The 21634-nt window shown below is 63.2% G+C and carries 24 protein-coding genes; 19 read left to right on the top strand and 5 right to left on the bottom strand.

What is annotated here, in order from left to right; translation table 11 throughout:
* Window positions 1-275 precede the first annotated feature (275 nt).
* Window positions 276-1058 carry an IclR family transcriptional regulator gene (locus LBW87_RS15275; protein WP_225202350.1) on the bottom strand — a complete coding sequence of 261 codons (783 nt, stop codon included), beginning with the start codon at window positions 1056-1058 and terminating at the stop codon, window positions 276-278.
* A gap of 354 nt (window positions 1059-1412) precedes the next feature.
* On the opposite strand from LBW87_RS15275, the gene LBW87_RS15270 reads away from it, so the two are divergent.
* The 13 genes from LBW87_RS15270 to LBW87_RS15210 all read left to right on the top strand — a co-directional run bounded on the left by LBW87_RS15270 (window position 1413) and on the right by LBW87_RS15210 (window position 13056).
* Entirely contained in the window at window positions 1413-2432 is a 1020-nt protein-coding gene (locus LBW87_RS15270) for a sulfate ABC transporter substrate-binding protein (RefSeq protein ID WP_225202349.1), read from the top strand.
* Window positions 2433-2588: 156 nt separating this feature from the next.
* Window positions 2589-3179 (top strand): NADPH-dependent FMN reductase, encoded by a 591-nt coding sequence (gene ssuE / locus LBW87_RS15265; RefSeq protein ID WP_225202348.1) that lies wholly within the window; start codon window positions 2589-2591, stop codon window positions 3177-3179.
* A 90-nt stretch (window positions 3180-3269) separates the two neighbouring features.
* Window positions 3270-4247: a sulfonate ABC transporter substrate-binding protein gene (locus LBW87_RS15260; protein WP_225202347.1), complete on the top strand. Its 978-nt coding sequence runs from the start codon at window positions 3270-3272 to the stop codon at window positions 4245-4247.
* A 25-nt stretch (window positions 4248-4272) separates the two neighbouring features.
* The gene (gene ssuD, locus LBW87_RS15255; RefSeq protein WP_225202346.1) at window positions 4273-5457 is read left to right on the top strand and encodes an FMNH2-dependent alkanesulfonate monooxygenase; all 1185 of its coding nucleotides are present in this window, start codon (window positions 4273-4275) and stop codon (window positions 5455-5457) included.
* Window positions 5458-5464: 7 nt separating this feature from the next.
* The gene (gene ssuC / locus LBW87_RS15250; RefSeq protein WP_225202345.1) at window positions 5465-6316 is read left to right on the top strand and encodes an aliphatic sulfonate ABC transporter permease SsuC; all 852 of its coding nucleotides are present in this window, start codon (window positions 5465-5467) and stop codon (window positions 6314-6316) included.
* A 35-nt stretch (window positions 6317-6351) separates the two neighbouring features.
* Window positions 6352-7215 carry an ATP-binding cassette domain-containing protein gene (locus LBW87_RS15245; RefSeq protein WP_225202344.1) on the top strand — a complete coding sequence of 288 codons (864 nt, stop codon included), beginning with the start codon at window positions 6352-6354 and terminating at the stop codon, window positions 7213-7215.
* A gap of 81 nt (window positions 7216-7296) precedes the next feature.
* Entirely contained in the window at window positions 7297-7512 is a 216-nt protein-coding gene (locus LBW87_RS15240) for a TOBE domain-containing protein (RefSeq protein WP_006464491.1), read from the top strand.
* Between the two features lie 57 nt (window positions 7513-7569).
* Window positions 7570-8394: an EAL domain-containing protein gene (locus LBW87_RS15235; RefSeq protein WP_225202343.1), complete on the top strand. Its 825-nt coding sequence runs from the start codon at window positions 7570-7572 to the stop codon at window positions 8392-8394.
* 41 nt (window positions 8395-8435) lie between these two features.
* Window positions 8436-9011, top strand: a complete 576-nt coding sequence (locus LBW87_RS15230) for an RBBP9/YdeN family alpha/beta hydrolase (protein WP_225202342.1) — start codon at window positions 8436-8438, stop codon at window positions 9009-9011.
* 217 nt (window positions 9012-9228) lie between these two features.
* Complete coding sequence (cysT, locus tag LBW87_RS15225; RefSeq protein WP_225202341.1) at window positions 9229-10119, top strand: sulfate ABC transporter permease subunit CysT; 891 nt, start codon at window positions 9229-9231, stop codon at window positions 10117-10119.
* Between the two features lies 1 nt (window position 10120).
* Window positions 10121-11017: a sulfate ABC transporter permease subunit CysW gene (cysW, locus tag LBW87_RS15220; RefSeq protein WP_225202340.1), complete on the top strand. Its 897-nt coding sequence runs from the start codon at window positions 10121-10123 to the stop codon at window positions 11015-11017.
* 27 nt (window positions 11018-11044) lie between these two features.
* A complete protein-coding gene (locus LBW87_RS15215; protein WP_225202339.1) occupies window positions 11045-12124 on the top strand; it encodes a sulfate/molybdate ABC transporter ATP-binding protein in 1080 nt (359 codons plus the stop codon).
* On the top strand, window positions 12121-13056 hold the full coding sequence (locus LBW87_RS15210) for a CysB family HTH-type transcriptional regulator (protein WP_225202338.1): 936 nt from the start codon (window positions 12121-12123) through the stop codon (window positions 13054-13056). Before LBW87_RS15215 ends, LBW87_RS15210 begins: the two co-directional genes overlap by 4 nt.
* A gap of 15 nt (window positions 13057-13071) precedes the next feature.
* On the opposite strand, the gene LBW87_RS15205 is transcribed toward LBW87_RS15210, so the two are convergent.
* The 3 genes from LBW87_RS15205 to LBW87_RS15195 all read right to left on the bottom strand — a co-directional run bounded on the left by LBW87_RS15205 (window position 13072) and on the right by LBW87_RS15195 (window position 14845).
* Entirely contained in the window at window positions 13072-13542 is a 471-nt protein-coding gene (locus LBW87_RS15205; protein WP_225202337.1) for a GNAT family N-acetyltransferase, read from the bottom strand.
* Between the two features lie 123 nt (window positions 13543-13665).
* Window positions 13666-13866: a hypothetical protein gene (locus tag LBW87_RS15200; RefSeq protein WP_225202336.1), complete on the bottom strand. Its 201-nt coding sequence runs from the start codon at window positions 13864-13866 to the stop codon at window positions 13666-13668.
* A gap of 130 nt (window positions 13867-13996) precedes the next feature.
* Window positions 13997-14845 carry a M15 family metallopeptidase gene (locus LBW87_RS15195; protein WP_225202335.1) on the bottom strand — a complete coding sequence of 283 codons (849 nt, stop codon included), beginning with the start codon at window positions 14843-14845 and terminating at the stop codon, window positions 13997-13999.
* 194 nt (window positions 14846-15039) lie between these two features.
* On the opposite strand from LBW87_RS15195, the gene LBW87_RS15190 reads away from it, so the two are divergent.
* Window positions 15040-15279, top strand: a complete 240-nt coding sequence (locus LBW87_RS15190) for a hypothetical protein (RefSeq protein WP_225202334.1) — start codon at window positions 15040-15042, stop codon at window positions 15277-15279.
* Window positions 15280-15492: 213 nt separating this feature from the next.
* Here LBW87_RS15190 and LBW87_RS15185 read toward each other — a convergent pair whose 3' ends face one another.
* Window positions 15493-16284 (bottom strand): phosphodiester glycosidase family protein, encoded by a 792-nt coding sequence (locus tag LBW87_RS15185; protein ID WP_225202333.1) that lies wholly within the window; start codon window positions 16282-16284, stop codon window positions 15493-15495.
* A gap of 344 nt (window positions 16285-16628) precedes the next feature.
* Here LBW87_RS15185 and LBW87_RS15180 point away from each other — a divergent pair, with 344 nt between their 5' ends.
* From LBW87_RS15180 to LBW87_RS15160, 5 genes are all read left to right on the top strand, one after another.
* A complete protein-coding gene (locus LBW87_RS15180) occupies window positions 16629-17750 on the top strand; it encodes a branched-chain amino acid ABC transporter substrate-binding protein (protein ID WP_225202332.1) in 1122 nt (373 codons plus the stop codon).
* Between the two features lie 93 nt (window positions 17751-17843).
* The gene (gene livH, locus LBW87_RS15175; protein WP_225202331.1) at window positions 17844-18770 is read left to right on the top strand and encodes a high-affinity branched-chain amino acid ABC transporter permease LivH; all 927 of its coding nucleotides are present in this window, start codon (window positions 17844-17846) and stop codon (window positions 18768-18770) included.
* Between the two features lie 27 nt (window positions 18771-18797).
* Window positions 18798-20024: a high-affinity branched-chain amino acid ABC transporter permease LivM gene (locus LBW87_RS15170; protein ID WP_225202541.1), complete on the top strand. Its 1227-nt coding sequence runs from the start codon at window positions 18798-18800 to the stop codon at window positions 20022-20024.
* On the top strand, window positions 20021-20806 hold the full coding sequence (livG, locus tag LBW87_RS15165; RefSeq protein ID WP_225202330.1) for a high-affinity branched-chain amino acid ABC transporter ATP-binding protein LivG: 786 nt from the start codon (window positions 20021-20023) through the stop codon (window positions 20804-20806). Before LBW87_RS15170 ends, livG begins: the two co-directional genes overlap by 4 nt.
* A complete protein-coding gene (locus tag LBW87_RS15160; protein WP_225202540.1) occupies window positions 20806-21510 on the top strand; it encodes an ABC transporter ATP-binding protein in 705 nt (234 codons plus the stop codon). Before livG ends, LBW87_RS15160 begins: the two co-directional genes overlap by 1 nt.
* Window positions 21511-21634 lie beyond the last annotated feature (124 nt).

The raw sequence follows: 21634 nt of genomic DNA, 5'->3' as shown, positions 1-21634 counted from the left end.
CGTCGTCCCGGCGAAGGCCGGGATCCAGCGTCTTTAAGTAGTTGGGATGAAGCGCAACAAAAGTCGCTGGGTCCTGACTTTCGTCAGGACGACGGCGTAGGGGTATTGGGCCCGGCTGCACCCGTCGTCCCGGCGAATGCCGGGACCCAGTGTCTTTAAGCTGTTGGTTTGAGGAGCAACAAAAGTCGCTGGGTCCTGACTTTCGTCAGGACGACGGAGCGTGAAGGATTGGGCTCGGTAGACGAACGTTCAACCCCCGTCGGTGGACGCACTCATCAGTCCCGCGCCGCATACCCCAGCGCCGACGAAATCTGGTTGGCTGTCGTCACCAGGTCATCCACCCATTCCTCCTGCAGTCGATCGGCAGGCGCCGAGATCGACAACCCCGCTACCAGCTTGCCGCTGTCGTCGCAGATGCCGGCGGCCATGCAGCGCACGCCCAGTTCCAGTTCTTCGTTGTCGCGTGCATAGCCCAGCGCGCGCACCATCGACAGCTCACGTTCCAGCTTGGACAGATCGGTGATCGAATTCTTGTTATGGCCCGCCAGGCCGGTGCGGGTGGCGTAGGCGCGTACCGCCTTGGGATCGTCCACCGACAGGAACAGCTTGCCGGTAGAGGTCAGATGCAGTGGCGCGCGGCCGCCGATGGCGCGCACCACCTGCATGCCGGAGCGCTCCGAGAACGACCGATCGATGTAGACGATTTCATCGCTCTGGCGCACCGACAGGTTGATCGTCTGATGCGTCTTGCGGTGCAGTGCGCGCATCAGGTCGAGCGCAGCTTCGCGTACCGACAGCCGGCTCTTGACGATATTGCCCAGCTCCAGCAGACGCATGCCCAGACGATAGGTGCCTGGTTCGACCCGGTCGACGAAGCGCTTGACCACCAGATCGTTTAGGATGCGGTGCGCCGTCGATGGATGCAGATCGGTCGCCGCCGATAACTCCTTCAGGCTCACCGGATCGGGATAGGCCGCCAGCGCGTCGAGCAGCGACACCATGCGCTCGATCACCTGGATGGAAATGCTCTCTGTCTCGCCTGCCGCTTCTTTTTTCATGGTGCAGTCTGGTGCGTTGCAATAGCAGCCGTTATACCACATTGTGAAACCATTAAATTAGATCGATCGTGCTTTTAGAGGTCTGGCAGGTAGCGTGGATCAATTAAGACAGATTGCTTATTTGAATATCACCGGCGACTGCAGTTATCGTCGGGTTGATGTCGGGTAATTCCTTTAAACCCCTTTCGATATAAGAGATCGCCCCTTTATTCAGAACGTCTGATCTTGCTTATATGTTTTTCGCATAACTAGAGAACAAAGTATTCGTTCTTTTTCAAAAGGCCGCTCATTAACCTGTGTTCTCCAAACAGGGCGCCGAGCGGCGTCACCAAGACAACACTTATGGGAATGGATATGTTGAAGCTGAAACACCTCATCAAGACGGTCGCTGCCACGCTGGTGCTGGCCCAGGCTGCACATGTGGCGCATGCCGCCGACCTGTCGCTGCTCAACGTGTCGTACGACCCGACGCGTGAGCTGTATGCCGACTATAACAAGGCATTTGCCAAGTACTGGAAGGAAAAGACCGGCGACAACGTCACCATCAAGGCTTCCCACGGTGGCTCGGGCAAGCAGGGACGCTCGGTCATCGACGGCATCGATTCGGATGTGGTGACGCTGGCGCTGGCCTACGACATCGACGAGATCTCCGAGAAGGCCAAGCTGCTGCCGGCCGACTGGCAAAAGCGCCTGCCGCATAACAGCTCGCCCTATACCTCGACCATCGTGTTCCTTGTGCGCAAGGGCAACCCCAAGCACATCAAGGATTGGGACGACCTGATCAAGCCGGGCGTGTCGGTCATCACCCCGAACCCGAAGACCTCGGGCGGTGCGCGCTGGAACTACCTGGCGGCATGGGCCTATGCCAAGAAGAAGGGCGGCACTGACGCCGCCGCGCGCGAGTACATCGGCAAGCTGTTCAAGAACGTGCCGGTGCTGGACTCGGGCGCACGTGGCGCCACCATCACCTTCGTCGAACGCGGTATCGGCGACGTGCTGCTGGCCTGGGAAAACGAAGCCCTGATCTCGCTCAAGGAATGGGGTCCGGACAAGTTCGACATCGTCGCGCCCTCGCTGTCGATCCTGACCGAGCCGCCGGTGGCCGTGGTCGACAAGGTGGCTGACCGTCGCGGCACCCGCAAGGTCGCCGAAGAATACCTGAAGCACCTGTACACCGAAGAAGGCCAGGAAATCATTGCCAAGAACTACTACCGTCCGATCGATCCCAAGGTCGCGGCCAAGTACGCTTCGCAATTCCCCAAGCTGAACCTGGTGACCATCGATGGTGAATTCGGTGGCTGGCAAAAAGCCCAGAAGGCGCACTTCAGCGACGGCGGCACTTTCGACCAGCTGTACGTGCCGGGCAAGAAGTAATCATGCTGTGACGGTCATGCCGCCCGCCTCGGGTTGCATGACCCGCTTGTCGATCCCGGCCCTGGCGGCCGGGACGAATAACAAAACGCCACCAGAATCCGAATACCCCGTGCGCCCGCCCATCGGCTGACGCCGCTTTCATCTGACAGAATCGACATGACCATCCTGTTGCTGGCCGGCAGTCCATCGGCGCCATCCCGTTCCACCCGCCTGCTCGATCACGTGGGCGACAAGCTGGTGCGCCTTGGTCATCGCTATGCGCGCCTCGAAGTGCGCGACCTGCCGGGACAGGCCATTCTGCGCGCCGACTGGAACGATGCCGAGATCAAGGCGGCGCTGGCGACCGTGGCCGAAGCCTCTGCCGTGGTGGTGGCCACGCCTGTCTACAAGGCTGCCTACAGCGGCATCCTGAAGGCCTTTCTCGATCTGCTGCCGCAATTCGGGCTGACCGACAAGCTGGTATTGCCCCTGGCCACCGGCGGCAGCCAGTCGCACATGCTGGCGCTGGATTATGCGTTGCGCCCGGTGCTGTCGTCGCTCAACCCCAAGCACGTGCTGCCCAGCATCTACGCCACCGAGAGCCAGGTGACCTGGAGCGAAGAGGGCGGCCTGGTACTCGACGCGCCGATCGAAGCGCGGGTCGATGAAGGCGTCGCGCAATTGTCGGCCAGCCTGCAGGCCTTGCACCGTGCGGCCCCCGAGCAATTCCACGAAATTCCATTTTCGCAAGTGCGCTGTAGCATCTGACGGCCTCAATCGTTAGCGATTTCTTTCCGCGCACCGACCGGTGACGCGGCAGGGCACTTGTACGCCCGCGATCATGAACAGGAGAAGCATTTGAACAACAACATCAAACCATCGCTGCGCCGTCGTACGCTGGGCTGGCTGGGCGCTGCTGCCCTCGGCGCCGGGGTCCTGGCGCTGGGCCTGCCACAGGCCGCATGGGCGCAAAACGCCAAGGTGCTACGCATCGGTTATCAGAAAGCCGCCAACACACTGGTGCTGCTCAAGGCGCACGGTACGCTCGAAAAGCGCCTGCAGCCGCTGGGCGTGGAAGTGAAATGGGCCGAGTTCGCGGCCGGTCCGCAACTGCTCGAGGCGCTCAACGTGGGTTCGATCGACTTCGGCTATGTGGGCGAAGCGCCACCGGTGTTTGCCCAGGCCGCCGGCGCCGACTTTGTCTATACCGCTTATGAAATTCCGACCCCTGATGCCGAGGGCTTGCTGGTGCCGAAGAATTCGCCGCTGCAAAGCGTGGCCGAACTCAAGGGCAAGAAGGTCGCCTTCAACAAGGGCTCCGACGTGCACTGGCTGGTGGTGGCGTTGCTGAAGAAGGCCGGCCTGTCGTATAGCGACATCCAGCCGGTCTACCTGGCGCCGGCTGACGCCCGCGCCGCCTTCGAGCGGGGCGCCATCGACGCCTGGGCCATCTGGGATCCGTTCCAGGCGGCTGCCGAGAAGCAGGTTGGCGCCCGTCGCCTGGCCTCGGGCGTGGGGGCGGTGAGTCATCATCAATTCTTCCTCAGTGCGCGTCCGTTCGCCAGCAAGAATCCCGAGATCGAAAAGATCCTGCTGGAAGAGATCACCCGCGAAGGCCAGTGGGTCAAGTCCAACATCAGCCAGGCAGCGGCCCAGCTGGCGCCGATCCAGGGACTGGAGACCGACGTCATCGAAACCGGCCTGAAGCGCTACGCCCATGTCTACAAGCCGATCGACGCCCAGGTGCTGGCCGAGCAGCAACGCATCGCCGATGCCTTCTTCGAACTGAAACTGATTCCGAAGAAACTCAACGTCAACGACGCCGTATTGAAGTAAGCCACCATCGAAGCTGGAGTCAGGCATGAATGTTTTCTGGTTTATCCCCACCCACGGCGACAGCCGCTACCTCGGTACCGCCGAGGGCGCGCGCGCCGTCACCCACGACTACATCAAGCAGATCGCGGTGGCGGCCGACACGCTGGGCTACGACGGCGTGCTGTTGCCCACCGGCCGCTCCTGCGAAGACGCCTGGGTGGCGGCGGCCAGCCTGATCGATGCGACCAAACGGCTGAAGTTTCTGGTGGCGGTGCGTCCCGGCCTGACCGCGCCGACGTTGTCGGCACGCATGGCGGCGACCTTTGACCGGCTCTCCAACGGCCGCTTGCTGATCAACGTCGTCACCGGCGGCGACCCGGTCGAACAAGCCAACGATGGCATCTTCGGCACCCATGCCGAACGGTATGAAATCTCGGATGAATTCCTCAAGATCTGGCGCAGCGTGCTCACCAAGACGCATACCGGCGGCGAGACCGATTTCGACGGCAAGCACTTGCAGGTGAAGGGCGCCAAGGCGCTCTATCCACCGGTGCAGGCGCCTTACCCGCCGCTGTACTTCGGTGGTTCCTCGCCCGAGGCGATCGACCTGGCTGCCGAGCAGTGCGATGTCTACCTGACCTGGGGCGAGCCGCCGGCGGCGGTCGCCGAGAAGATCGCCCGCGTGCGTGAACGCGCGGCCAGGGCCGGGCGGACGCTGCGCTTCGGCATTCGCCTGCACGTGATCGTGCGCGAGACCACTGACGCGGCATGGCGCGCCGCCGATGAACTGATCAGCCGCGTCGACGACGATGCCATCGCCAAGGCGCAGGCCAACTTTGCCCGCATGGATTCCGAAGGCCAGCGGCGCATGGCCGCGCTGCATGGCGGTCGGCGCGACAAGCTCGAAGTCAGTCCCAACCTGTGGGCCGGCGTCGGCCTGGTGCGTAACGGCGCCGGCACCGCGCTGGTGGGCGATGGCCCCACGGTGGCCGCGCGCATCAAGGAATATGCCGAGCTCGGCATCGACACCTTCGTGATGTCCGGTTACCCGCACCTGGAAGAGTCGTACCGGTTTGCCGAGCTGGTGTTTCCGCTGTTGCCCCGCAACGTGCAGGAAAAGTTGTCGGGCGCGGCTTTATCGGGGCCGCTGGGTGAAATCATCGGCAACACCGATGTGCCCAAGGCGGCCAATGCGCAACCTGACGTCGCGTTGAGCGCGTCGCAAAGCTGAGGCGGCCATGAGCAGCGCATCCAATCCCACCCTTGAAGTCGGCGCCGCCGATCCGGCCGCCTCGGCGGGCAGCGCCCGCAAGCCTCGTCGCACCGAGGGCGCGCGTCGCAACCTGAGCTGGGTCGGCTGGTTGTTGCCGCTGGCGCTGGTGGTCTGGTGGGAAATCGCCGCCCAGGCCGGCTGGTTGTCGAGCCGCATCCTGCCCGAGCCATTCGCCGTCGTGAAGGCGGTGTGGAACCTGTCGGCCTCGGGTGAGCTGTGGCGCCACCTGGCGGTGTCGGGCGGGCGTGCCGCTTCCGGTTTTGCGGTCGGCGCCGGGCTGGGTTTGATACTGGGTCTGTTGTCGGGCAGCTTGCGTTCGGCCGAACTGTTGCTCGACACCACGCTGCAGATGGTGCGCAACATTCCAGCGCTGGCGTTGATCCCGCTGGTGATCCTGTGGTTCGGCATCGATGAAACGGCCAAGCTGTTCCTGGTGTCGGTGGGCGTGTTCTTTCCGGTCTACCTGAATACTTTCCACGGCATCCGTTCGGTCGACCGCGGCCTGATCGAGATGGCGCGCAGCTATGGCTTGTCGGGCTGGGCCTTGTATCGCGACGTGATCCTGCCGGGCGCCTTGCCCTCGATCCTGGTCGGCTTGCGCTTTGCGCTGGGCCTGGTGTGGGTGCTGCTGATCGTGGCCGAGACCATCTCGGCGCAGTCCGGCATCGGCTACATGACCATGAATGCCCGCGAGTTCCTGCAGACCGATGTGGTGCTGGTCGGCATCCTGCTCTATGCCTTGCTGGGCAAGCTGGCCGATAGCGCTGCCCGGGCGCTGGAACGTTTCTGGCTGCGCTGGCACCCCGGTTATCAATGAGTTCCGACACCGTCCACCATTTGCAGGAGAAACCCGTGCGCATTCATGCCCAGGAAAACCAGGAAGTCAGCCGCGCCGCTGGTGCCAGTGCTGCCGCCAATAAGGCGCGTGGCATCGGCATTCGCCTTGAAGCGTTGTCGAAGTCGTTCGGCGGGCGCGAGGTCTTGCATGGCGTCGACCTGCAGGTAGAGCCGGGCGAATTCGTCGCCATCGTCGGTCGCAGCGGTTGCGGCAAGAGCACCTTGCTGCGGCTGGTGGCGCAACTCGACGGCGCCAGCAGCGGAGAAGTGATCTTCGAGCAGGATAGCCCGGCCGGAGAGCCCGAGATTCGCATCATGTTCCAGGATTCGCGCCTGCTGCCCTGGAAGCGAGTGCTGGAAAACGTCGCGCTGGGCTTGCCCAGGTCGGCTGCGCCGCAGGCCTTGCAGGCGCTGCGCCAGGTTGGACTCGAGCAGCGTGCCGGCGAATGGCCGGCGGTGCTGTCGGGTGGCCAGCGGCAACGCGTGGCGCTGGCCCGGGCGCTGGTGCATGAGCCGCAATTGCTGCTGCTCGACGAACCGCTGGGCGCGCTCGACGCGCTGACCCGCATCGAGATGCAGGAACTGATCGAGTCGCTGTGGCAGTCCCGTGGCTTTACCGCCTTGCTGGTGACGCACGACGTGCAAGAGGCGATTGCCCTGGCCGATCGGGTGCTGCTGATCGAGGACGGCCAGGTGGCGCTGGACCAGCGCATCGAACTGGAGCGCCCCCGTTCACGCGGCCAGGCCCGCTTCGCCCAGCTGGAAGAAGCGATCCTGGCGCGCGTGCTGCGCCACCCCGGCAGCGAAGCGCTGAGCGAAGAATTAACGGATTCCCTGCTGGCGCCGCGAAGCGTGCAGCAGGTGCAATGGGCGGTCTGAGTCGTCCGCCGGCATCAACCATTTCAACCATCGCGGACCAGCCTCGCGGCAGCCGCACCCATTACCCTCAAGGAGCACAGCATGACCATTCAAGCCATCAACGTCCGCAACCAGTTCAAGGGCAAAGTCAAGGCCATCATCGAAGGTTCGGTGGTCTCCGAAGTCGATGTCGAAACCCCGGCCGGCATCGTCACCTCGGTCATCACCACCCGTTCGGTGAAGGACCTGGGCCTGACCATCGGCAGTGAAGTGGTGGCGCTGGTCAAGGCGACCGAAGTCTCGATCGCCAAGCTGTAATTCGCGCCGCAGCCGCCTCCGGCAGGCGGCGCGGCCGGTAACGAACAAGGAAGCCAGATGACATTTTCGGCACTGGAAGCTTACCTGGAGCGCCTCGAGCAAGCGGCGCGCAGCAGCCAATCCAAGGTCTGGCTGGACGAGCACGGACGTGCCGTCGGCCGCTATTTCAACACCTCCCTGACCTCGGCCTTCCAGCCGGTGCGCAGTTTCGGCGATGGCGAGATCGTCGCCGTCGAGGCGTTCGCGCGCAGCTACTCGGAATTCGATAGCGGCCTGCACCTGTGGAAACTGCTGGACCAGGCCGCCAGCGACGATGAGTCGGTGGAACTGGATCGCTTGTGCCGCATGCTGCACGCGGTCAATTACTATCGCCAGGGCGGCGCCGACAGTCCCGAGCTGCACCTGTCGGTGCACGCCCGTCTGTTGGCGGCGGTCAACAGCAATCACGGGGTGGCGTATCGGCATATCCTGTCGCGGCTGGAGTTGCCGCATGATCGCATCGTGCTGCAGTTGCCGGTGGTCACGCCCAACCAGCGCTGGCTGCTCAACTATGTGCTCGACAACTACCGGCGCAACGGTTTCAGGCTGGGGGTGTCGGCCAACAGCGCGCTGGAAGCATTGAGCCTGCTGGACAAGGTGCGGCCCGACCTGATCAAGGTCGATGCGCGCGAGCTGCCGGACCCCGACAGCGTCGGCCTGTTGTTGCTGCGCGCGGCCGAGCAGGGCGTGCGGATCTTCTTCAAGCGGGTCGAGAACCCCGATGTGTTCGAGCGCCTGAACCAGTTCGGGGCGGCCATGGGCGAGCCGATACTGGTGCAGGGCTATCTGTGGGACCGGCCCGAAGCGAAGTTGCCGGCGGCCGCACTGGGGCGGGCCGCATAGGCCCGGCCAAGATGTTCCACCCATCCCTGCGGGAGGACCTGATGGTTGCAGCGCCTTCAACAATATCGTCAGCCGCCGCGCCGCGCATGGCCGACCATCGCGTGCTGGTGGTGCCAGGCCTGCATGGCAGCGGACCGGCGCATTGGCAATCGCGCTGGGAGCGCCTGTATCCCGGTTTCGAGCGGGTCGTGCAGGATCACTGGGACCAGCCTGACTTGTCCGCCTGGTCGCAGCGTCTGGGCGAGGTGCTGGCGCAATCGTCGCAGCCGGTGGTGCTGGTGGCGCACAGCTTCGGCTGCCTGACTACCGTGCACCGTGCCGCCGCGCTGGCGCAGGTATTCTCGCCCATCGTCGGCGCCTTGCTGGTGGCGCCGGCCGATCCCGACAAGTTCGACGTCAGCGCGCAGGTGCGCTACCGACTGCCGTTTCCGGCAGTGGTGGTGGGCAGCCGGGATGATCCATGGATGAGCGCGCCGCGCGCCCGGCAATGGGCCGATCAATGGGATGCGCGTTTTGTGGATGCCGGCGCTTTGGGGCATATCAATGCCGATTCGGGCTTGGGCGACTGGGTCGAGGGGCAGCAGTTGTTGCTGGAACTCATGGGGCAACTGAAGTAGTTACCCCGCTAGTCACTGGATAACACCGCCGCCGTCGCCCTGGCGAAAGTCAGGGCCCAGCGTCCTTGGCCGCAGCGCCTCATCCCCCAAAGCGCAATTTTCGTCAATCATTATTCATTTTGAATCTAAAGGCATGCAAATAATTTAGTTCTCTTTATAACGAACGGATGCGAATATTAAGCTCCTATAGTCGCATTTGTAATAAAAAGAGAAGACCATGTCCGCAACATCTGTATCGATCCCGGCGGCCCCGAGCGCCGGGTCGGCCGCTGCAAGGGGAACCGGCCGCCGCGTGCTGCCTGGTTTTCATCTTTCACTTGGTTTCACCATCTTCTATCTGGCACTCATCGTGCTGCTGCCGCTGTCGGCAGTGTTCCTGAAGACCTTCACGCTCACCTGGCAAGGCTTCATCGATGCGGTGACCTCGCCGCGGGTGGTGGCGTCGTACCAACTGACCTTCGGCGCCTCGCTCATCGCCGCTTTCCTCAATGTCATCTTCGGCGGCATCGTGGCCTGGGTGCTGGTGCGCTACCGCTTTCCCGGCAAGCGCATCATCGATGCCCTGGTCGACCTGCCATTCGCCTTGCCTACCGCCGTGGCCGGTATTGCGCTGACCACTTTGTATTCGCAGAACGGCTGGCTGGGCAAGTTGCTCGCGCCGCTGGGCATCAAGGTGGCCTTCACGCCCCTGGGCGTGCTGGTGGCGATGACCTTCATCGGCTTGCCCTTCGTCGTGCGTACCGTGCAACCGGTGCTGGAAGAAGCCGAGCGCGAACTCGAGGAAGCTGCCGCCAGCCTCGGCGCCGACCGCTGGCAGACGTTCTACCGGGTGGTGTTCCCGACCATCCTGCCGGCGCTGCTGACCGGTTTTGCATTGGCCTTTGCGCGCGCCACCGGTGAATACGGTTCGGTGGTGTTCATCGCCGGCAACATGCCGATGGTGTCCGAGATCACGCCGCTGTTCATCATCACCAAGCTGGAACAATACGACTACGCCGGTGCGACCGCGATTGCCACGGTGATGCTGGTGGTGTCCTTCGTGCTGCTGCTGACGATCAACCTGTTGCAAGCCTGGACCCGCAAGCGCGGGCGGGCAGAGAGGAACTGACATGAGTGGCGCAGCTACTTCGATTGCCACCTCCGCGGCGCGCGGAGAACCGCCCCTGACCCCGGGTGCGACGCTGGAACCGTTCTGGGTGCGGGCGCTGCTGATCGGCATCGCGCTGGTGTTCCTGACCCTGTTCCTGTTCGTGCCGCTGGTGGCGGTGTTCTATGAAGCTCTCAAGAAGGGCTGGGATGTCTACGTGGCGTCGATCGTCGAACCGGATGCCTGGTCGGCCATCAAGCTGACCCTGATCACGGCGGCCATCGCGGTGCCGCTGAACCTGGTGTTCGGGGTGGCGGCGGCCTGGGCCATTGCCAAGTTCGAGTTTCGCGGCAAGAACGTGTTGCTGACCCTGATCGACCTGCCGTTCTCGGTGTCGCCGGTCATCTCGGGCCTGATCTATGTGCTGCTGTTCGGCATGCAGGGTTACTTCGGCCCCTGGTTGCGCGAGCACGATATCAAGATCCTGTTCGCGGTGCCGGGCATCGTGCTGGCGACCATCTTCGTGACCTTCCCGTTCGTGGCGCGCGAGCTGATTCCGCTGATGCAGTCGCAGGGCAGCGAAGAAGAAGAGGCGGCGCTGGTGCTGGGCGCCTCGGGCTGGCGCACCTTCTGGCACGTGACCCTGCCCAACATCAAGTGGGGCCTGCTGTATGGCGTGATCCTGTGCAACGCCCGCGCCATGGGCGAGTTCGGCGCGGTGTCGGTGGTGTCGGGCCATATCCGGGGCGAGACCAACACCATCCCGTTGCAGGTCGAGATTCTTTATAACGAATTCAATATCACCGGCGCCTTCGCGGTGGCTTCGCTGCTGGCCTTCCTGGCACTGGTGACGCTGGCCATCAAGAGCGTGGTCGAGTGGCGCATCCAGCGCCAGCTCGCGATCACCGACAGCCATTGAGCCGCCTGAAAGCATAAGGAGCAGCACATGAGTATCGAAGTCAAACAGATCAACAAGCGTTTCGGCAGCTTCACCGCACTCAATGATGTCTCGCTGAATTTTCCGGCGGGTGAACTGACTGCCTTGCTGGGGCCGTCCGGCTGCGGCAAGACCACGCTGCTGCGCATCATCGCCGGGCTGGAGTCGCTCGATTCAGGCCAGGTGCTGCTGGATGGCGAAGACGCCTCGGCGCGCCATGTGCGCGAGCGCCAGGTCGGTTTCGTGTTCCAGCACTATGCGCTGTTCAAGCACATGACGGTGTTCGAGAACATCGCCTTCGGCTTGCGCGTGAAGCCGCGCAGCCAGCGGCCGTCGGAGAGCGTGATCCGCGAGAAGGTCAGGAAACTGCTCGACCTGGTGCAACTGGACTGGCTGGCCGATCGTTATCCACCACAATTGTCGGGTGGCCAGCGTCAGCGTATTGCACTGGCCCGTGCGTTGGCCGTGGAGCCGCGCGTGCTGCTGCTGGATGAACCGTTCGGTGCGCTCGATGCCAAGGTGCGCAAGGAACTGCGCCGCTGGCTGCGTCGCCTGCACGATGAATTGCATGTCACCAGCATCTTCGTGACCCACGACCAGGAAGAAGCGCTGGAAGTGGCCGACCAGGTGGTGTTGATGAACAAGGGCCAGGTCGAGCAGCTGGGCTCGCCCGCCGAAGTCTATAACCATCCGGCCACGCCCTTCGTCTACGGCTTCCTGGGCAACGTCAACCTGTTTCATGGTCGCCTGCACGAAGGCGTGCTCGATACCGGTGGCGCGCGCTTCGATGCGCCCAATCACGGCGATGCGCGTGACCAGGCCGGGATCGGTTTCGTGCGGCCGCACGAGCTCGATGTGGAGCGCTATTCGCCCGGCGCCGAAGGCATCGTGGTGCAACTGCGCCGCTCGCATGCGATCGGGCCGCTGGCGCAGCTTGAACTCGAGCGTGATGACAATGCCGAGTTGATCGAGGCCGTGATTTCCAATGAACGCTTTGCCCAGCTCGGTCTCAAGAGCGGCGAGACGCTGGTGGTGCGGCCGCGGCGGCTGCAGGTGTTCGCCAACCAGGACAGCGGAGCGGCATCATGAATTTTCAACAGCTGCGTTCCATCCGCGAAGCCGCGCGTTGCGGCTTCAACCTGACCGAAGTGGCCAATGTGCTGTTCACTTCGCAACCGGGCGTGAGCCGCCAGATCCGCGAGCTGGAGGAAGAGCTCGGGGTCGAGATCTTCGAGCGCAACGGCAAGCGACTGACCGGCCTGACCGAGCCGGGCAAGGGCATCCTGGGCATCGTCGAGCGGCTGCTGCTGGAAGCCGAGAACCTGCGTCGCGCCAGCAAGGAATACGCCGGCGAGCAAAGCGGCACGCTCTCCATCGCCACCACCCACACCCAGGCGCGCTATGTGTTGCCGCGCGTGGTGCAGGCTTTCCGGGCGGCCTTCCCGCAGGTGCGCATCGCGCTGCAACAGAGCGCGCCCGAACATATTGCCGAGTGGGTGATTTCGGGCAAGGCCGACATCGGCATCGCCACCGAAGGCCTGTCGCAGTTCAAGGAGCTGGTGTCGTTTCCCTGTTACACCTGGAGCCACGTCATCGTGGTGCCGCAAGGACACCCGCTGCTGGCGCTGGAGCAGGTGTCGCTGGCCGACCTGGGCGCCTATCCCCTGATCACCTACGACGTCGGCTTTACCGGTCGCGGCCATATCGATGAAGCGTTCCGCCAGGCCGGCATCGAACCCGACATCGTACTGACCGCGATGGATTCGGACGTCATCCAGCAATATGTGGGACTGGGGCTGGGGGTGGGCCTGGTGGCGTCGATGGCGGTGGACCAGGGCAAGCACCTGGAGTTGCTGTCGATCGGCGCCGCGCATCTGTTCAAGCCGAACATCGCGCGACTGGCCGTACGCCGCGGCGCTTACCTGCGTGCCTACACCTTTGATTTCATCCAGCAGTTTGCGCCCGAACTGACGCGCGCCGATATCGTCAATGCGCTCAACGAGGCCAACGCCCAGCCATAGGCATCGGCATCGGCATCAGCCCAGCGTCTTGCGGTAGACGATGAAGCCAGAGTCGTCGGCCAGCTTGTCGTACAGATGGCGGGCGCCGCTGTTGGTGTGATGGGTATGCCAGTAGACGCGTTCGGCGCCGTCATCGGCAGCGCGCCGGTACAAGGCCTCGATCAATGCGCGGGCGACGCCCTGGCCGCGCGCAGCCGGCACCGTGAACAGGTCCTGCAGGTAGCACACCGGTCCGGCCAGGATGGTGTTGCGATGGTAGAGAAAGTGCGCCAGTCCCAGCAATTGCCCCTCGCGCTCGGCCACCAGTGCATGCACCGGCTCGGCCGCGTCGAGGATGCGTGACCAGGTCAGGCGAGTGATGTCGGCCGGCAGGGCGGTGGCGCCGCTGCGACCGTAGAAGGCATTGTAGGCTTCCCATAGGGGTTGCCATTGCGCCAGGTCTTGCTGGCTGGCGGGCCGGATGTGGACGGCCGGATGCGGTTCCATTGATGCGCTCCTGTACTTTCGAGCGCACAGTATACGTGAGGCCTGACATGAATGAAAAATGCCCGCGCACGGGAGTGCAGCGGGCATTTTTGCATCCGGGTAACCGGCCTGGTGCCGGCAGGCTCAGGCGCGGCGGGTCAGGCTGCTGCTATCGGTCGAGTTGATCGACGAGGTCGGATCGTTCGGCTGGCTCGGCTGGGCCTGGCCGGCCGCCATCAGCTCTGCCATCGATGGGAAAGCCTTGGTCGGCTTCTTGTTGGACTGGATGGCAGCGGCCGCTTGCGCAGTGGCCGACTGGGTGGAATTGACGGAATTGATCGCCATGATGGGCTCCCCTGGTGAGTGAGGCCGCGGCCAGTGCCGGACCGGAAATAACCAGGCCAGTATAGGCAAGCCTGGCATCTCGCCCCCTGGTTTTAACCCAAACTTACCGCTCTTTACCGGACCCCTGTCGTTAGCGTCGTGAACGCGCCGCGCAGCTGTCGCGCAAGGCAGTATCTTCGGGCGCATCGTCATCGGTCGGGGCGCTGGTGTGCGTGCAGCGCCGATAGCGTGCCACGTAGCGCTCGAATTCGGCGCGCGCCTGGGCCGGCGCCAGCGCGACCAGCCGGGCGACAAAGGCGCGGCTGCCGATCTCGAAATGCTGGTAGTCGATCGGCTGCTTCCAGTTGCCGCCCCAGATCAGGAAACCATGGTCGTAGAACACGCCGACCACGTCTTCGGCCATCCCCGGTTGCGCCGGCTGGCGTTGCAGGAAATCGGCGCCGGCAGCAGGCAACACCTGCTGTTGGCCGTTGCCGGATTGGCTGACATAGGGGTTCTGCAGCGGGTTGATGTCGATGGCGACGCCATAGGCATGCTTGGACCAGCCACCGCCGCCGGTCATCGGCCGGCCGTTGAAGGCCGAGGTGTTGTTGGCCGCCATCGATTTCTCGTCGTCGCCGTCGAAGGCCTCCATCGGCTGTGCGCCGGCCAGCGGCACCGAGCGCAGCAGCAGTTCGCCGAACAGCGATTCGACCTGGGGCGCTACCGCGTCCAGTACCACCACCGCACCCTGGCGGACGTTGCCGTCGAAGTCGTGATAGTCGAATGACACCCGCGACAGTCGCGCGCAGGGCACCGGGTTGTCGGCGCTGATCACCTGGTGTTGCTTCATGGCAGCGCATTGGCTGCGCGACAGCGGCTTTATGTTAGTCGATGCGTCCGACGCCGCCAGTGACGGCGATATCTGCAACAGGCTCAACAGCATGCCGGCGACCAGCGGGCGTGCTGCACGGTACAGGAAGGGGAGGGGCGGGTTCATGGTCGGCAATGATAGCCGCTTTGCCGCCTTCGTAGCGGGTGTTCTGGTTGCCCTGCGGAAAGGGCGACTGTGATCGCTGACATGAATTAGGGGTGTTCTCTGACAGGCAGGAAGGCCGGAAGCGGGAATAATCCAGCATCAGAAACAGTCGAACCTCAGCACATTCATTATTAACAAACTCTAGGAGGCAAAACATGTTGATTCGCCACACACTACTGGCCGCTGCCGTCTTTACCGCCGTACTGGCGGGTTGCAACAAGCGCGACGAAGCGCCTGCTACCCCAGCCGCCGCCGCGCCTGCCGATCCGGCACCGGCCGCCGCCGCACCGATGGCGCCAACGCCGGCACCGGCTGCCACGCCGCCTGCTGAGTCCACAGCGCCCCCTGTTACCGCACCCGCAGCAGGTGGCGACGCCGCCGGCGAAAAGAAATAAGTTTTATCGACAAGAACGGCAGCAGCCGCGCGTCATCCCCCGCAGTGGGAACAGCACTGCACCCGCCGCAACGGCCTGCCGTTGCGGCGTTTTGCATTGGGGGCGAGGTCAAGCGTAAATTGCGGCGAACTTTTCTGCGCAGGCCCCACTCCTACCGATGGTTGAACTGTTCCTTCAACCTCCCTTGAATAGGGAACTTGCCCGCGGTTAGATTTACTGCGGGCTTTTTTTTGCCTGTTTTTTGAGCACCGTGATCATGGCGCTGAAGGCTGGCCCCATGTTGGCTTCCAGCGTCGGATACATGCGCGAGATGCTGCCGTCGAGATACAAGGCATCATGGCACTTGAGTTCGTCGCGCAAGAACACCGCGAAGTCGTAGAAGCTGATCGGATTGCGGGCGATTGCCAGCACCATCATGCCGGCGTTGTCCACGCAGACCGCGTTGCGTACCACGGCGTTGATCGAGTCGGGGTCGAACAGGGTGTTGATCTTGCCCTGGACGATCATCAACGGCCCTGACTGGGTGGCGTAGCGCGCCGTCGCGTTCCAGTGCTCGGACTGTGCCGCATAGGCGCCGGTCTCGACGATGAACGCCTGATCCTGGGTCAGCACGAATACGCCATTGGGCTGCAGGTAGAAATTGCCGTAGGCATTCTGGCGCGTGTTGAGGCGCCGCAGCAGCTTGCCATCTTCGATATAGAGTCCGAGCGGTTGCAGTTGCTTGTCGTAGATGCCGGCGTTGGTGGCGCACAGCATTTCTTCGCTTTGCTGGCGCAGCATGGCGTCCAGGCGCACGAAGGTCGCCAGCGGCTGGCCATTGGCATCCTTCCAGTAGGTGCGGATGACATCGGTGCGCGGATCGGCACGGCAGGCGTTGATGAAGGTCTGGTGGTACTGGTATTGACGCAATTCGGCGGCGGCGCTGGCCGCAGTGGCCAGGCTCAGCAGGGATGCCAGCAACAGGCGCTGGCCGGGGCGAATGAACTTCAGGAACATCTGGCGCATCGGGTCGATAGGCTGGGCTGAATGAGGAGGGCGCGGCTATTGTAATTGAGCGCGCGCATGGCAGCATGCGAATGGTGCGGATGCCAGTTGGCGATGCTGCGCCGCATGATGATGTCCTGTTTTTTAATTTGATAAAAACAATCGAAAAACTTAGAGAAAAAATAAAAAAGTCGTGAAGGAATTGGTGCTTCGTGGCGAATTCTCAAAAAAAAGTTATTGATTGAGACGGCAGTGTTACACTCTGGCCCGAATAGCCACCGGCAGGTGCAAGGACGCTGTCCGATTTGGGTGAAAGCCCCGCTGCAGGCTGGTTCCGAACCGAATACATCATGGAGAAAATGTCGATGAAATCCGTAAATCGTCTGACCAGAATCGCTCTGGCCGCTGCCACTGTTGCCGCTTTCGCGAACCCCGTGCAGGCCGAGACCGTCAAGATCGCCATCGCGGGTCCGATGACCGGCGCGGTGGCGCAATATGGCGACATGGTCAAGGCCGGTGCGCTGACTGCCATCGAGCAGATCAATGCCGCCGGCGGCGCCAACGGCAACAAGTTCGAAGTGGTGTTGATGGATGACGCCTGTGAGCCCAAGCAAGCCGTGGCGGTCGCCAACAAGATCGTCAGCCAGGGCATCAAGTACGTCATCGGTCACGTCTGCTCGGGCTCGACCATTCCGGCCTCCGATATCTATGAAAACGAAGGCGTGGTCATGATCACGCCGTCGGCGACGGCGCCCCAGCTGACCGAAGCCAAGCCGCACAATTACATCTTCCGCACCATCGGTCGTGACGACCAGCAGGGTCCGGCCGCTGCCCGTTACGTGATCGAAAAGCTCAAGCCCAAGAAGGCGGCGGTGCTGCATGACAAGCAGTCCTATGGCCAGGGCGTGGCGGCATCGGTGAAGTCGGCGCTGGATGCGGCCAAGGTGCCGGTGGCGGTGTTCGAAGGCATCAATGCCGGTGACAGCGATTACTCGGCCATCATCACCAAGCTCAAGTCGCAGGGCGTGGATTTCGTCTATTTCGGCGGCTATCACCCCGAGATGGGCCTGCTCATGCGCCAGGCGCGCGAGCAGGGCGTCAAGGCCGTGTTCATGGGCCCTGAAGGCGTCGGCAACAAGGACATCACCGCCATCGCCGGCGCTGCCTCCGAAGGCATGCTGGTGACGCTGCCGGCCGACTTCGCCGCCGACCCGGCCAATGCCGCACTGGTGAAGGCCTTCGCCGCGCAGAAGCGCGACCCGAACGGTCCGTTCCAGATGCCGGCCTATTCGGCAGTGAAGGTCATCGCCGACGCCATCGCCGGCGCCAAGTCGACCGACCCGACCAAGGTGGCGGCGTATATTCACGCCAACAGCTTCAAGACTCCGATCGGCAATGTCGAGTTCGACAAGAAGGGCGACCTGAAGGCGTTCAAGTTCGTCGTCTTCACCTGGCACAAGGACGCTACCAAGACCGAGGCCAAGTAAGTGCCACGGTCTCGTGGAAAGTTTCCAACGTGACCCAAAACCGAAATGCCCCATGGCAGTGTGCATGGGGCATTTTCATATCAGAGTGTCCTCATGAATGAATTGCTCCCCCAACTGACCCAGCAGCTCGTCAACGGGCTGTCGCTGGGCGCGATCTACGCCTTGATCGCCATCGGCTACACGATGGTCTACGGCATCATCGGCATGATCAACTTCGCCCACGGCGAGATCTACATGATCGCGTCCTATGTCGGGCTGGTGACGCTGACGGCCATCGGCGTGCAGAGCGGCTATCCGGTGGCGCTGTTGCTGGGCGGCGCGTTGATCGTCTCGGTGCTGGTCACTGGTCTCTATGGCTGGACCGTCGAACGGGTGGCGTACCGGCCCTTGCGCGGCGGGCCGCGGCTGGTGCCGCTGATCTCGGCCATCGGCATGTCGATCTTCCTGCAGAACTACGTGCAGATCGGCCAGGGCGCGCGCGACATGTCGGTGCCGGTGCTGATCTCGGGCGCGCTCGAATTCCAGATGGGCAGCGACTTTACCGTGACCGTACCGTACTCGCGCATGGTGATCGTGGGCGTCACGCTGGTCCTGATGGTGGCCCTGACGCTGTTCATCGCGCGCTCGCGCATGGGGCGCGCCTGCCGCGCCTGCGCCGAGGACATGGGCATGGCCAACCTGCTGGGCATCGATACCAATCGGGTGATCTCATTTACGTTTGTGCTGGGCGCCATGCTGGCCGCCGTCGGCGGGGTGCTGATCGCGCTGACCATCGGCAAGCTCAATCCCTATATCGGTTTCATCGTCGGCATCAAGGCCTTCACGGCGGCGGTGCTGGGCGGCATCGGCAGTATTCCCGGGGCCATGCTGGGCGGTGTATTGCTGGGACTGGCCGAGACCTTCGCCGCCGGCTACCTGCCCTCCGAATACAAGGATGTGGTCTCGTTCGGCCTGCTGGTGCTGATCCTGCTGTTCCGTCCCACGGGCCTGCTGGGCAAGCCTGATATCGAGAAGGTGTAAGCGATGCGTAACGATCGAGGAGGCATGATGTCCGTCACGTTCAAGAATGCGGTAGCGGCGGCGCTGGTGACCGCCGTGTTGACCATTCCATTACTGGGCATGCAGTTGCAGCTGGAGGGTTACCGGGTGGTGCTCAATACGCACTGGACGCCGGTGCTGCTGGCGATGCTGGCCGTGTTCGTGTTCCAGCTGGTCAAGCCCACGCTGGCGCGCCACAGCGGCGCCATCAAGCTGCCGACCTTGCCGCGCCTGGCGCCGCGCAAGCAGCGCATGGCCTTGATGCTGTTGCTTGCGTTGGCGCTGGTGTGGCCCTTCTTCGGTTCGCGCGGCTATGTGGACGTGATGACGCTGGCGTTGATCTATGTGGTGCTGGGGCTGGGCCTGAACATCGTGGTCGGCTTTGCCGGCCTGCTGGACCTGGGCTATGTCGGCTTCTATGCCGTCGGCGCCTATACCTATGCCTTGCTGAACCAGTATCTGGGCTTGAGCTTCTGGGAATGCGTGCCGCTGGCCGCAGGTGCTTCGGCGCTGTTCGGTTTCGTGCTGGGTTTTCCGGTGCTGCGCCTGCGCGGCGATTACCTGGCCATCGTCACGCTGGGGTTCGGCGAGATCATCCGCCTGCTGCTCAATAACATGACCAGCCTCACCGGCGGCCCGGACGGCATCTCCGGCATTCCCAAGCCCAGCGTGTTCGGGGTGACCATGGCGCGCAATCCGGTCACCGAGGGCGGCACCACCTTCCATGACATGCTGGGGCTGACCTATCAGGGCGGGCACATGGTGATCTATCTGTATTTCCTGGCCTTGCTGATGGTGCTGTTTACTTATTTCGTGACCAGCCGCCTGTTGCGCATGCCGATGGGCCGCGCCTGGGAAGCGCTGCGCGAAGACGAGATCGCCTGCCGTTCGCTGGGCATCAATCCGACCCGCGTGAAGCTGTCGGCCTTTACGTTGGGCGCGGCCTTCGCCGGGCTGGCGGGCTCGTTCTTCGCGGCCCGTCAGGGGTTGGTGACGCCGGAGTCGTTCACCTTTATCGAATCGGCGTTGATCCTGGCCATCGTGGTGCTGGGCGGCATGGGTTCGCAGCTGGGCGTGATCCTGGCCGCCATCCTGTTGACCGTGTTGCCCGAGGTGGCCCGCAGTTTCGCCGAATACCGGATGCTGATCTTCGGCCTGGTGATGGTGCTGATGATGATATGGCGGCCGCAGGGATTGCTGCCGGCCACCCGACCGCATGTGGAGTTGCCGCAATGAACGCTAACCAAACCCAGGCCCGCACCCTGTTGCAGGTAAGCGATCTGTCGATGCGTTTCGGCGGTCTGCTGGCGGTCGACGGCGTGGCGCTGTCGGTCATGGAGCGCGAGGTATTCGCCATCATCGGCCCCAATGGCGCCGGCAAGACCACCGTGTTCAACTGCATCAGCGGCTTCTATCAACCGACGGCGGGCAATATCAGTCTGGACGGCGCCTCGATTGCACGCCAGCCGAGCCACGTGGTGGCGCAGCAGGGGCTGGTGCGGACCTTCCAGAACATCCGCCTGTTCAAGTCGATGACGGTGGTCGAGAACCTGCTGGTGGCCCAGCATCACCAGGTCAACACCAACCTGTTGTGGGGGCTGTTGAAGACCCGCGCCTATCGACGCTCCGAACGGGATGCCTTGCAGCGCGCCGCTTACTGGCTGGATTACCTGGGACTGACCGAACTGGCCAACCGCGAGGCCGGCACGCTGTCGTACGGATTGCAGCGCCGGGTCGAGATCGCGCGTTGCATGATCACCAGGCCGCGCCTGCTGTTGCTGGACGAGCCGGCGGCCGGCCTCAATCCGCAGGAAAAACAGGCGCTGTCGCTGTTGATCGACCGCCTGCGCCGCGAGCATGATGTGGCGGTGCTGCTGATCGAACACGACATGAGCCTGATCATGGGGATTTCGGACCGCATCCTGGTGATGGAACACGGCAAGCCGATCGTCACCGGCACGCCGTCGCAGGTGCGCAGCGACGAGCGCGTGATCAAGGCTTACCTGGGAGAAGAATGATGCTGCAGTTTGAACAGGTGCACACTCACTACGGCGCCATCGAAGCCTTGCATGGCGTCTCGCTGAATGTCGATCAGGGTGAGATCGTTACCCTGATCGGCGCCAACGGCGCTGGCAAGACCACCTTGTTGATGACGCTGTGCGGACGGCCACGGGCCTCGAGCGGGCGTATCGTTTTCGAGGGCCGCGACGTCACGCAAATGCCGACCCACGAGATCATGCGGCTGGGGATGGCGATCTCGCCGGAAGGGCGACGCGTCTTTCCCAGCCTGACGGTGCTGGAAAACCTCAAGATGGGGGCCTTCTTTGCCAGTAATGAATCCATCGAGCAGGGTATCGAACACGTGTTCGGACTTTTCCCGCGGCTCAAGGAACGTGCGGCGCAGCGGGCCGGCACCATGTCGGGCGGCGAGCAGCAGATGCTGGCCATCGGACGCGCGCTGATGAGCCGGCCACGCTTGCTGCTGCTGGACGAACCGACGCTGGGCCTGGCGCCATTGGTGATCGCCCAGATCTTCGAGATCATCCGCACCATCCGCGCCAGCGGCGTGACGGTGTTCCTGGTGGAGCAGAACGCCAACAAGGCCTTGGGCGTGGCCGATCGCGGCTACGTGCTCGAAAACGGGCATGTGGTGCTGGCCGATACCGGCGCCAATCTGCTGGCCAACAGCGATGTGCGCAAGGCTTACCTGGGACATGGGTAAGGGCGGGCTGGAATTGATCGCGCTGTGCGGTGATGACGGCGTTATGTCCAGATCGACATTCTCTCTACCATCGCCGTCGTCCTGACGAAGGTCGGGACCCAGCGTCTTGCCACGGTCGTCGGGC

This window comes from Herbaspirillum sp. alder98 (assembly GCF_020179755.1).
In the GTDB taxonomy this organism is placed as follows: Bacteria; Pseudomonadota; Gammaproteobacteria; order Burkholderiales; family Burkholderiaceae_D; genus Herbaspirillum.
This window is presented reverse-complemented; position numbering and strand designations above follow the sequence as displayed.

Coding starts and splice junctions, on each gene's coding strand:
- LBW87_RS15275 (WP_225202350.1), bottom strand. CDS start 1,058: ATGAAAAAAGAAGCGGCAGGCGAGACAGAGAGCATTTCCATCCAGGTG.
- LBW87_RS15270 (WP_225202349.1), top strand. CDS start 1,413: ATGTTGAAGCTGAAACACCTCATCAAGACGGTCGCTGCCACGCTGGTG.
- ssuE (WP_225202348.1), top strand. CDS start 2,589: ATGACCATCCTGTTGCTGGCCGGCAGTCCATCGGCGCCATCCCGTTCC.
- ssuD (WP_225202346.1), top strand. CDS start 4,273: ATGAATGTTTTCTGGTTTATCCCCACCCACGGCGACAGCCGCTACCTC.
- ssuC (WP_225202345.1), top strand. CDS start 5,465: ATGAGCAGCGCATCCAATCCCACCCTTGAAGTCGGCGCCGCCGATCCG.
- LBW87_RS15240 (WP_006464491.1), top strand. CDS start 7,297: ATGACCATTCAAGCCATCAACGTCCGCAACCAGTTCAAGGGCAAAGTC.
- LBW87_RS15235 (WP_225202343.1), top strand. CDS start 7,570: ATGACATTTTCGGCACTGGAAGCTTACCTGGAGCGCCTCGAGCAAGCG.
- LBW87_RS15230 (WP_225202342.1), top strand. CDS start 8,436: ATGGTTGCAGCGCCTTCAACAATATCGTCAGCCGCCGCGCCGCGCATG.
- cysT (WP_225202341.1), top strand. CDS start 9,229: ATGTCCGCAACATCTGTATCGATCCCGGCGGCCCCGAGCGCCGGGTCG.
- cysW (WP_225202340.1), top strand. CDS start 10,121: ATGAGTGGCGCAGCTACTTCGATTGCCACCTCCGCGGCGCGCGGAGAA.
- LBW87_RS15215 (WP_225202339.1), top strand. CDS start 11,045: ATGAGTATCGAAGTCAAACAGATCAACAAGCGTTTCGGCAGCTTCACC.
- LBW87_RS15210 (WP_225202338.1), top strand. CDS start 12,121: ATGAATTTTCAACAGCTGCGTTCCATCCGCGAAGCCGCGCGTTGCGGC.
- LBW87_RS15205 (WP_225202337.1), bottom strand. CDS start 13,542: ATGGAACCGCATCCGGCCGTCCACATCCGGCCCGCCAGCCAGCAAGAC.
- LBW87_RS15200 (WP_225202336.1), bottom strand. CDS start 13,866: ATGGCGATCAATTCCGTCAATTCCACCCAGTCGGCCACTGCGCAAGCG.
- LBW87_RS15195 (WP_225202335.1), bottom strand. CDS start 14,845: ATGAACCCGCCCCTCCCCTTCCTGTACCGTGCAGCACGCCCGCTGGTC.
- LBW87_RS15190 (WP_225202334.1), top strand. CDS start 15,040: ATGTTGATTCGCCACACACTACTGGCCGCTGCCGTCTTTACCGCCGTA.
- LBW87_RS15185 (WP_225202333.1), bottom strand. CDS start 16,284: ATGCGCCAGATGTTCCTGAAGTTCATTCGCCCCGGCCAGCGCCTGTTG.
- LBW87_RS15180 (WP_225202332.1), top strand. CDS start 16,629: ATGAAATCCGTAAATCGTCTGACCAGAATCGCTCTGGCCGCTGCCACT.
- livH (WP_225202331.1), top strand. CDS start 17,844: ATGAATGAATTGCTCCCCCAACTGACCCAGCAGCTCGTCAACGGGCTG.
- LBW87_RS15170 (WP_225202541.1), top strand. CDS start 18,798: ATGTCCGTCACGTTCAAGAATGCGGTAGCGGCGGCGCTGGTGACCGCC.
- livG (WP_225202330.1), top strand. CDS start 20,021: ATGAACGCTAACCAAACCCAGGCCCGCACCCTGTTGCAGGTAAGCGAT.
- LBW87_RS15160 (WP_225202540.1), top strand. CDS start 20,806: ATGCTGCAGTTTGAACAGGTGCACACTCACTACGGCGCCATCGAAGCC.